The organism is Phormidium pseudopriestleyi FRX01 (assembly GCF_017313335.1).
Taxonomy (GTDB): Bacteria; Cyanobacteriota; Cyanobacteriia; order Cyanobacteriales; family Laspinemataceae; genus Laspinema; species Laspinema pseudopriestleyi.
Genome location: NZ_JAFLQW010000357.1, coordinates 1 through 7,795, shown reverse-complemented (window position 1 = coordinate 7,795; position 7,795 = coordinate 1). Strand labels below are relative to the sequence as shown.

The following is a 7,795-nucleotide window of genomic DNA, read 5'->3' as shown; positions in this document are numbered from 1 at the left end:
TGTGACTCAGAACCCGGCCAGGGTACTGAGTTTTTAATTCAAATTCCCGCTAAACAACCCTACGTTAAAAGTCGCTGCGCCTGATGGGTTATGGGGAAAATGGGGCTTACACGACAACCGGCTAGGGTTTAAACCCTAGCCCTGTCAAGGTGCAAGGTGTATTTGTAGGGGCGCAATGCGCAGGCCCTTGACCGGGCCTGCGCATTGCGCCCCTACGTGAAATAAGGAGGCTCTGCCTCCAGTCCCAGATTAGGCGCTTAAGCCGCAAAATGCCCGTGTCATGGCTCTGCTTCCCCATCTCCTCCAAGACCCCTGAAAAAAAAGTTTCTAAAAACAGTTGACAAAACCAGGCAGGTATCTGTTACTATGTTTAAGGTCAGAGAAATGGGGCGTCGCCAAGCGGTAAGGCACCTGGTTTTGGTCCAGGCATCCGGAGGTTCGAATCCTTCCGCCCCAGTTGACTACAATTCTATAAATCAGAGTTTGGTTTAGAAAATCACTGAATTAAGGCGTCTGCTATCAGTGTTCAAGCATCTAAACAAAAGACCTATTTTTTATGCAAAAGTAGGTCTTTTGTTTTGGAATGAATTGGGACAGCCGATCGCCATTTGTGGGAAAATCGGCAAGGAGATTCTCTACCCTCAAATCTGATTGTGTCTAACCCTCCGACAATTCTAGCCCTCGATTTTGATGGCGTCATTTGTGACGGATTAATCGAATATTTCCAAACCACTTGGCGATCGTATTGCCAAATCTGGCCGAATAGCGATCGCCTTCCCCCAGAAGAAATAGCGCCGTTGTTTTATCAACTCAGACCAGCGATCGAAACGGGATGGGAGATGCCGGTCCTAGTGCGATCGCTCCTGTTGGGAACCAACCCTGACCAAATCTTAGAAGACTGGCCCGCCATTTGTTCGCAAATTGTCACCGCTGAAGCACTAAACCCGACAGATTTAGCGGCGATCGTCGATCGCATCCGGGATGAATGGATTGCAGAAGACCTCACCGACTGGTTGAGTTTGCATCGGTTTTATCCAGGAGTAGTCGATCGCCTCCATGTCTATCTCGCGAACCATCAGCAACTGGTGATCATCACCACCAAAGAAGAACGCTTCGTGCGATCGCTGCTGCAACAACAAGGCATCCAACTCCCAGAAGACTGCATTTTTGGTAAAAATGTCAAGCGTCCCAAACACCAAATTCTGCGAGAACTCCTGGGAAAAATTACCCCAACTCCAACCATTTGGTTTGTAGAGGACCGCTTAAAAAGCTTAGAATCGGTCCAAAAACAACTCGACCTGACTGGGGTCAAATTATATCTAGCAGACTGGGGATATAATACTCCTAGCGATCGGGCCTCAGCAAATTACAATTCCGGCATAGAACTCTTGTCCTTGTCCAGCTTCTGTGAAGACTGTTCCGTTTGGCCTTAAATCTCAGACCCCATCCTTGAAGGGTCCGACCCTGGGCTATAAAATAAATACAGCAAAACCAACAACGGGCTATTTTATACCCAGGGGGAACGGATGCTAGATCTGACCAAAATCGCCAGGCAAATGCAGGGAATCAGCGAACATCTTTCCAGAGAAGCGGAACAATCCCGTCAACGGTTGGAAGTCGCCCAAAAATTGCGGAAAAAAGCTCAAGGAGAGCAAGAGCATTTGATCCAGGAAAGAGACACCTGGCGCGATCGCATGGGATTTCCCGTTGCTATCCCGGCAGAACCCCTAGACTTTACCCCCTACATCCCCACTCCCCCCAACGTCCAAACCGTCCTCGCTACTGATGGGTCCCAGATTGCACCGTCCCATCACGAAATTGCCTACTGTTACTTAATTAATGTCGGTCGAGTGATTCTCCATTACGGCCAAAGTCGTCTCCCGCTGTTAGATAGTCTGCCGGAGGTGTTTTATAAACCCGAGGACCTGTATATTTCTCGGCAATGGGGGATTAAAACCGAAGAATGGATGGGTTATCGACGGGGGGTTTCCGAGGCGATCGCCCTCGCCGATTTAGCCATTGCCTTGCGAACCCCAGGCAGCGGTCAAATTGCTCACCCGGAAGCGCCTATTTTAGGGATGGTCGATGGCGGCTTGATTTACTGGTTTCTCGAACCCTTACCCACCGATGCTCGACAGATCATCCTCGGGGCCATTTTAGAAGCTTGGGAAAAAATGCGGCAAGTCAACGTCCCGATTCTGGGGTATATCAGTGCCTCCCGCAGCAGTGAATCCCTCAGCTTCTTAAGATTAGCTGCCTGTCCCCATCCTCACCCCGACTGTTTTAGTCATTGTCCCATCGAGGCCGATTCCGTACTGCGTCCCTACGACCAAAAGGCTCCCTGCCAAGTCTTTGATCCCTTGCGGGATACCACATTATGGGCCTCTGTACTCGAACCCGGACAACGGAGTCCCCTGTGGCGCAGTTGTTCCCGGATTTTGGATTTATATCCCCCAGAACATCAAGTTTATTTCTGTTACCTTCATGTCGGTCCAGAAATTGCCCGAATTGATATGCCTGCCTGGGTTGCTAAAGATCCGTCTCTGTTAAACATGGCTTTAAGTATGGTTCTGTCCCAAGTGCAAAAAGGGTATGGCTATCCGGTGGTGTTAGCTGAGGCCCACAATCAAGCGGTGGTTCGGGGAGGCGATCGGGCTCGTTTCTTTGCCCTTCTCGAACAACAAATGATTAAAGCCGGATTGCAAAACGTCGGCACCTCCTACAAAGAAACCCGCAAACGCGGCAGTATTGCTTAGAAGAAGGATGTAGGGGTTTGGTCTCCAAACCCTCTTGATGGCGATCGCATTGCGCCCCTACAAATACACTTGACAGGACTACTCCTAAAGGAGTCACTACGAACGTTTGTAGTCACCCCTTTAGGGGTTGCATCAAGATGGTTCCCCCTCATCCTTCAAAAATTAAAACTCCCCTCATCCAGAGTTTCCAGTAATATATTCACCTGTTGCTGTCGTTGAGAGAGGAACGATTCGCACTGTCGCAAATACTCAACAGCGGTTGTGAATTGGTCGAAAACCTCAGCTAATTCCAGTTCCCCCGATTCGACTCGTTCAACGATCGCCTCAATTTGAGCCACCGTTACCTCATAGTTCCAGTCTGGTTCGGGGGTAAAACCCTTATTTTTAGAAATCGGAACCCGCCCTGAATTGCTCATTTTCTGTTCGTCTGAAGGGACTGTTAATAAAATCTGCTTAATTTTAATAGATCCCTGGGTCAAGTGCGAGCAACGGGCGAATTTTGTACCCGTTGTGGGTGAATTTTATCACAAAAATGGTCAATTGTTTAGTGATATATACTCAATTTTCTAGGTTGGACCGTCCATTTCTCCTGCTGAATTGAGATTTGATAACGCCTGTTGATTCTCGGGACCTCTTGACGATCCGATTTGGGTAGGCTAGGCTAGAATTAAAAAATTTTATGCTATCTCTGCATGGAATTAACCCATGAAATCAACGGAATTGGGCTGAAGCGAGAAACTTATACAAATGGCACGAACTCTCAACCTAGAAATTCAGGAATCTTCAGAAGAACTGAAACATCTGCTGGATAAACAGACCAGTGTACAAATGAAAGAAAGACTGCAAGCTTTGTACTTACTGAAAACGGGAACCCTCTCTACTTTGCAAGAGTTATCCTCCGTGCTAGTCAGAGATCCCTCAACAATTTATCGATGGTTTCAGAAGTACAAACAAGCGGGATTAGAGGGATTACTCAAACCCTACAAAAGCCCGGGTAAAACCACAACTATTCCCTCAGCAGCGATGGGAAAATTAAAGCAATATTTGGAGGAGTATGAGGGATTTACCAGTTATGGAGAGATTCAAACGTGGTTAAAAGAAGAATGTGGGGTTGACGTGAGTTATCATGTGGTTTATAGAGCCGTGTATCTGAAACTGAATACCAAAATAAAAGGGTCTAAACCCAAAAAAAGAGTTAAAAAAAAGAGTGGGAAGGTAGAACCAAGCCAGTTCACGGAGAAGTCAACAGAAGTGGAGTGGGGATCTGAGGAAAAATCACGGCTTTCCAGCCTTTGAGTCTTAATTTAATGAATTTTGCGGAAGAACCCGACCTTAAACCTAATCATCAGGGAATAGGGTTTTGCAGAGTCAGACCCCGGGGCTATTTTTTGGACAAGCATGAAGCGATCGCCCCTTCTAGGTCCGGCTGACTTAATTCCGTGATGATAAACACTTCTTGCACCGTTTTTCCCTGTCGGGCAATCACCTTATATCCGCCCAAAATAGGAACCGATATCTTTAACTTCATCTGGGGACAGTGCCCTTTGGCTCGACCAATCACCCCAGGAGTAATGGTTTGAATGCCGATGCAACCCGTTAACTTTTCCAGGATGGCGATTAAACCCGGAATATGGGTGGAGTGATTCAGAACCAATCGAGCGCCAGAATGTTTTCTCATGAAATTTTTACCAAATAGATAGAATAGTGTTTTCTTGATATTGGAGAACCAATCCGAGGCTGGTACAGCCGGGAAATCAGCTTGGATACCCTAGAGGAGAAATTTCGCGTTTTTCCTTAAGTATGTAACCTACTGGTTCATCTTAAGGGTAAACGGTTAACCCCTAATCTTGAACCCTAAACTTGGACGCCTGATTCTTTTACCCGGATTAGGCTTTTTCTAAAGGAGCCATTGTCAATCCAGCGCGGCTGAGTTGTTGATGGTACAATTCAGCTTGCTCTAGTGGACCCACCCAGACTGTAGCTTGTCCTTCAAAGTGAACTTGATTGGTGAGTTCCCAAGCCAGATCGCTCGTCATGTTGGGAATGTACTTCATTAAGCAGGAGGAAACGTGCTGAAACGTATTAAAATCATCGTTAAGCACGATTACCTTATAATTCGGATACGGTTGTCGGGTAACTTGACCAACTTGGTCCGGCGCAATAGTCGGCGCTGTCGCCATTGATCGAATCTTTACTGAAAGTCCCCTAGTCATAGCCTTAGCCTTACCGAATTAAGTTAACAATAATAGTTGTGGGCAGTGATTCTCAGTTAGTTTAACAAGGAACTGTCCAATCATCAATCGATTGACTCGGAAGGGGCCATAAATTGTCTAGGGGTGGGTTAATTTTTGGTAGTGGGGGATAAATCCGGTTAAGGACCGATCGCCCCTCAACCCCCCGGAATCATTGCGCCAATTTTAGGGAACCCGGGGATGGTCCCCGAGGTACTAGAATAGCAACAATTAGGGCGATCTCCGGCTACAGAGGTTTGGGTTGGGGAGGCGATCGCCCCTTGAGCAACCCTCAAGCCAGGGGAGATTAGTCAATCGCCCCTGCAACCGATTGAGGTCAAGAGCCCGAGCATCTCATCCTGGATCGCGCAGTCATCCTTGAGAGGAATCCGACGGATTCCAGGCTTTGATTCATGGCTTTAAAACATAGAAAAACCCGAGGGTTTTTAAAGAAGTATCAGCTTAAATTAAACTAAACAATAGATTTTTTACCCATTAGTAAATAAGTCAACATTTCTCCTTTGCCTTTGACGGGAATCATGCCCCGATTTTCAAATAAAAAATCATCAACCAGACATTCATAAGTCGAAGTTGTCACTTGAATTCGTCCAGGAATGCCATGAGATTCCATTCGAGAAGCCGTATTGACCGTATCCCCCCATAAGTCATAACTAAACTTTTTAGTTCCAATCACTCCCGCTTCCACCGAGCCGGTACTGATCCCGATCCGCATGGCGATGGTTTCGCCATGATTCGTTCTTAATTGGGTGGTGGCAGCGAGCATATCGAGAGCCATTTGCGCGATCGCCTGAGCATGGTCTGGCCTAGGCATCGGTAATCCCCCGACCACCATATAGGCATCGCCAATAGTTTTAATTTTTTCCAACCCATATTTATCCGCCAACTCATCAAACAACGAGAAAATATGGTTGAGAAACTCCACCAATTCCGGGGGAGACAAATGAGAAGAAAGCTGGGAAAAGCCGACAATATCAGCAAAGAGAACCGTCACATCCGAAAAATTATCGGCGATCGTCCGTTCCCCGGCCTTCAGCCGTTCCGCAATCGGTTTGGGTAAAATATTCAGCAAAAGCAGTTCAGATTTAGCCTGTTCATCTTGTAATTTTTGTAAAACAGCTTGTTCTTGGTCGCGCAGGCGTTTTTTATCCAAAGAGGCACTAATCCGAGCTTTTAACAGGACCGGATTAAACGGTTTAAAGAGATAGTCTTCTGCGCCCAATTCAATGCATTTGACCACACTATCAATATCATCCACAGCGGAAATCATAATCACCGGGATATGGCGCAGACTCGGATCGGCCTTAATTTCCTCTAGGACTTGATAGCCATTAAGATGGGGCATCATAATATCGAGCAGCACGAGGTCGAATGGCTCCGCTCGGATTAATTCGAGTGCCTTCAGTCCATCTTCTGCAATTTTGACGAGGTAGCCTTGCCGCTTCAAGCGGCGGCAGAGGAGGTCGCGGTTGGCTTCAACATCATCAACTACCAGCACCGAGGCTTGGTCAAGGTTCATGGCATCGACTCTTTAAAATCTAGCAGGCTCGAAATAGGAATCGCAGACGGGGTTAATCGGGTCAACCCTTTAGGAACCCCTCATCGCCTTTAAGAGACGATTGGAGGTACTCTTAGCCGTGGGATCCTGGAGATCCGGTAGAAAGTAGAACGGATTGAGAGGAGTTTTAGGCGATCGCATTACGACATGAGTATCCGCATAAGAGAATGAACGAGGGAAAATGCCTCGATTGAGCATTAGGGGTCAGGCTGAACTGAGACAGTCCGGAGACGGACCGTAAAAGTGGATCCCACTCCCACTTGACTGCTAACAGAGATTTCACCTCCCATCATCTCGCAGAATCGCTGAGAAATGGCTAATCCTAAACCTGTACCGCCATACTTGCGCGTCGTAGAAGGGTCCGCTTGGGTAAAGGCGTTAAAAATTTGATTCATTTGTTCGGGACTCATGCCAATCCCCGTATCCGTCACTCGAAAGATAATACAGGGAGACGGAGGCCCCAGAGGGTCACCGTTGACAGGGGAAGCCGGAGTTTCCAGGGTAGAATCCGTCCCCATCAGGTCCCCAGACTCCCCTAGAGATGAATTCAAAGGGGGCTGAGGAATCCAGCAGAGGTCCCGAGAGACCTCAAAGGTAATGGTTCCCTGGGTGGTGAATTTAGCGGCATTACTCAATAGGTTTAATAACACTTGGCGGATTTTTGTCAAGTCTGCATATAAGGTTCCGATATCAGGTGGACAGATTGATTCTAATGTATTGTTATTTTTTTGAATCAAGGGTTTGGCGGTAGCGATGACATTCTCAAGGAGAGTCTGGATCTCGAAGGTTTCTAAATAGAGTTCCATTTTACCCGCTTCGATTTTGGAAATGTCCAAAATATCGTTAATCAGGGAGAGTAAGTGTCTCCCGGCAATTTGGATTTTTTGCAAATCTGGGATAAATTCTTCAGACCCTAAATCTTCGGATTCTTCGAGGAGAATTTCGCTGTAGCCGATAATGGCATTGAGTGGGGTGCGCAGTTCGTGACTCATGTTGGCAAGAAAGCCACTTTTGGCACGGTTTGCAGCTTCGGCGGCGGCTTTGGCTTCTTGCAATTGCTGGGAGACTTTCTTGCGATCGCTGATATCGTTCAGGGTCCCGGCTAGGCCGATAATTGTCCCATCGGGAGAGAGTCTCAGCCTCGCATAAACGTCCATCCAGCGGCGATCGCCCATCTTGGTCAGATAACAAACCTCATGGCGGCAATAGTCACTCTGCCGCTGGACCAATTT

The 7,795-nt window shown here is 47.3% G+C and carries 8 protein-coding genes and 1 tRNA gene; 4 read left to right on the top strand and 5 right to left on the bottom strand.

Features of this window, described 5'->3' with window-relative positions; genetic code table 11:
• Positions 1–385: 385 nt before the first annotated feature.
• From J0895_RS13455 to J0895_RS13445, 3 genes are all read left to right on the top strand, one after another.
• Positions 386–457: transfer RNA gene (locus J0895_RS13455), tRNA-Gln, on the top strand.
• A 196-nt stretch (positions 458–653) separates the two neighbouring features.
• Complete coding sequence (locus tag J0895_RS13450) at positions 654–1,433, top strand: HAD family hydrolase (protein ID WP_422894333.1); 780 nt, start codon at positions 654–656, stop codon at positions 1,431–1,433.
• Positions 1,434–1,526: 93 nt separating this feature from the next.
• On the top strand, positions 1,527–2,756 hold the full coding sequence (locus J0895_RS13445) for a DNA double-strand break repair nuclease NurA (RefSeq protein ID WP_207088593.1): 1,230 nt from the start codon (positions 1,527–1,529) through the stop codon (positions 2,754–2,756).
• Positions 2,757–2,911: 155 nt separating this feature from the next.
• On the opposite strand, the gene xseB is transcribed toward J0895_RS13445, so the two are convergent.
• On the bottom strand, positions 2,912–3,172 hold the full coding sequence (gene xseB, locus J0895_RS13440) for an exodeoxyribonuclease VII small subunit (protein ID WP_207088592.1): 261 nt from the start codon (positions 3,170–3,172) through the stop codon (positions 2,912–2,914).
• A gap of 331 nt (positions 3,173–3,503) precedes the next feature.
• On the opposite strand from xseB, the gene J0895_RS13435 reads away from it, so the two are divergent.
• A complete protein-coding gene (locus J0895_RS13435; protein WP_207088591.1) occupies positions 3,504–4,052 on the top strand; it encodes a helix-turn-helix domain-containing protein in 549 nt (182 codons plus the stop codon).
• A gap of 85 nt (positions 4,053–4,137) precedes the next feature.
• Here J0895_RS13435 and J0895_RS13430 read toward each other — a convergent pair whose 3' ends face one another.
• The 4 genes from J0895_RS13430 to J0895_RS13415 form a co-directional block, all read right to left on the bottom strand.
• Positions 4,138–4,434, bottom strand: a complete 297-nt coding sequence (locus tag J0895_RS13430) for a DUF2103 domain-containing protein (RefSeq protein ID WP_207088590.1) — start codon at positions 4,432–4,434, stop codon at positions 4,138–4,140.
• A gap of 208 nt (positions 4,435–4,642) precedes the next feature.
• Positions 4,643–4,936 (bottom strand): ATP-dependent Clp protease adapter ClpS, encoded by a 294-nt coding sequence (clpS, locus tag J0895_RS13425; RefSeq protein WP_156824050.1) that lies wholly within the window; start codon positions 4,934–4,936, stop codon positions 4,643–4,645.
• A gap of 523 nt (positions 4,937–5,459) precedes the next feature.
• Positions 5,460–6,524 (bottom strand): adenylate/guanylate cyclase domain-containing protein, encoded by a 1,065-nt coding sequence (locus tag J0895_RS13420; protein WP_207088589.1) that lies wholly within the window; start codon positions 6,522–6,524, stop codon positions 5,460–5,462.
• Between the two features lie 236 nt (positions 6,525–6,760).
• The coding region (locus J0895_RS13415; RefSeq protein WP_242541278.1) for a PAS domain-containing sensor histidine kinase at positions 6,761–7,795 on the bottom strand (1,035 nt) is incomplete at its 5' end.